This window comes from Desulfomarina sp. (assembly GCF_054039375.1).
On record NZ_JBPLBA010000081.1, the window covers coordinates 1 to 2,214 of the forward strand.

Sequence of the window (2,214 nt, forward strand, 5' to 3'; positions counted from 1 at the left end):
TGAGTCGTACAATCGGAGCCACCTTTTTTTTCTTTCGCAGATGGGTTTTCATAAATAGCAGATAGAACAGTCCCGTTCCGGTAAAGGCAATCAGCAGGTCGAAAAAATCAATCTGGAACAGTTTGGCATTGATCTGGTTCATAAACTGTTTTTCAGGTGCGGCCACGCCAAGCCAGAAATTGGGACGATCCGTATTCAATGGCTGCAGTGATGCCAGCCATGGCTGTTTTCCTTTGAGAAACTGGACAACCTGGTTTCTTGGTTGTCCTGAATCGTTCCACTTGCGGATAAGGATATCAAGCAGTTCGTTTTTCTGGGAAATTTCATCAGAGTTGCTTGAAATATACGTGTTTTCGGAAGAGTTGATGAGAAAGACGATTCCTGAATATTTTTTATTCCTGATGGACAGGAATTTCTCGATATTGGCAAGAGGAATATTGAGTCCGAAGACCGAATAGATCCGGGAACCGTTATGTTTCCATGAAACGGAGGTGGTGATTCCTTTTTCCTTTGAGTAAATGAATGTTCGCACAGGGGTGATGTGGATACGGTTTTTTTTGTCGGGAGCAAAAAACCAGCTCATTTGCCGGGGATCATAGTTATCAGTTTTTTCCCATGTTTTCAGTGGCCTGTCCACCGCCTGCCATTCAGCAAAATGAAGAGTTCGGGGGATGTTCTTTAACTCATGTGAGTACCTTGTGATTTTCTTTTCACCATCTTTGTAGAGAAAATATTCGTCTCCTTTGCTGTTGGCCAGGACAAGACTGTTGATGATGGTCTTGTTTCCCAGAAGAGGAAAGAACAGTTTATTAAGATCGTGGATGTTTTCGTAATGAAGAGCACCATTGGCTCCCCATTCCCTTACTATATTGAGTTGTTCCGTGATTGAGGCAAAGAATACCCGTATTTCGCCCAGTTCGACATTGCTGATTTCTGAAATCAGAGTGGGTGCAATTTCTGTTTTGATTTTCAGGTATTGATAGATATTGATACCAGCCAGAAAAAAAATGAAACTTGTGGTCAGTAGAAAAATCTTTTTTAAAGGACTGATTTTTGCCATATTCAGCATGCTTTTAAATCCGTGTGTTACTTTACAGATGTGGTACGGGAAGAACTCATGGTTGATAATAGGGTACCCACTGTTGTATTAACGGGACAAGATTCCCTGTCCGGGTAAGACTTTTAAGATAATTATTGGCATTTTCAAGTAAATTTTCGTTATCGGGACGAATTCCCCAGGCCAGAAATTCTTTTGTCAGCAGGATATTCGTGGGAATGAGTCCTTTGTCTGCATATTTTGAAGCGAGATACAGATTCTGGGGAAGATCGTAGATAAAAGCATCAATTTTATTTTCCAGCAGCGCCTTTACCGCCTCGGCTGAAACAGGAAAAACTGTCCGTGCGCCATTGGCCTTGACATCCTGAATGAAAAGGTCTCCAGTGGTCCCGTCCACCGTACCCAGCCTCACCTGGGGGTTGAGCAGATCCGAAATGGTGCCGCCAAATCTGTTTCTGTCTATTCTGCGGATAAGGGCAACCTGACCGGATACCATATATGGAGTGGAAAAACGGATTCGATACCTGCGGAGTTCGGTAACCGTCATGCCGGACATTATGATATCAATTTTGCCCTGCAGAAGTGAGGGGATCTGATCTTCCCAGGGGAGTTGCACCAGTTTCAGTTTTTTACCGCAAAATCTGGCCAGTCCACGGGCAAAACTGACTTCAAGGCCGGTGATTTTTCCTCCCTCCCGGTAAGCAATGGGAGGGGAACTGGTTGATATGCCGACTCTGAGGGAATGGTTAAGGATTTCGTTTTCACCCGTTTTTTGGGTGACAAGACTGGTGCAGCCTGAAAATATAGTAACCAGGAAAATAAAAAGCGTCAGGTTTTTCATAGTGATTTTGCAGGATGGAGAGATTGCCGGGTTCAGCTGACCTGTATTCTTACAGGCCTGATCACAGAACAAATACTGGTCAGGAAGGATAGTATTCCATGACCATTGTTTTTACAATCTTTTACTTAATTACCCATGAAACTCAGCCAAATTGTGGATGGGCCTGTTTTATCAGGCTAGCCTACGGTCAAAATCACTGGAAATCTCAATTGATAAGGAATTCAAATGAAAAAGTGTCAGTCCAGATCATTTTATAATCAGTCTAATGTGATTTTTGAAATACGCCTGATAAAACAGGCCCAATCCCCAGGCTCAC

The 2,214-nt window shown here is 43.1% G+C and carries 2 protein-coding genes; both read right to left on the minus strand.

All coding sequences use genetic code 11. The annotated features are described in order from the left end of the window. The coding region (locus tag ACXLDX_RS04315) for a hypothetical protein (RefSeq protein ID WP_457575963.1) at positions 1-1,069 on the minus strand (1,069 nt) is incomplete at its 3' end. A gap of 46 nt (positions 1,070-1,115) precedes the next feature. Then, positions 1,116-1,898 (minus strand): transporter substrate-binding domain-containing protein, encoded by a 783-nt coding sequence (locus ACXLDX_RS04320; protein WP_457575964.1) that lies wholly within the window; start codon positions 1,896-1,898, stop codon positions 1,116-1,118. Between the last annotated feature and the right edge of the window lie 316 nt (positions 1,899-2,214).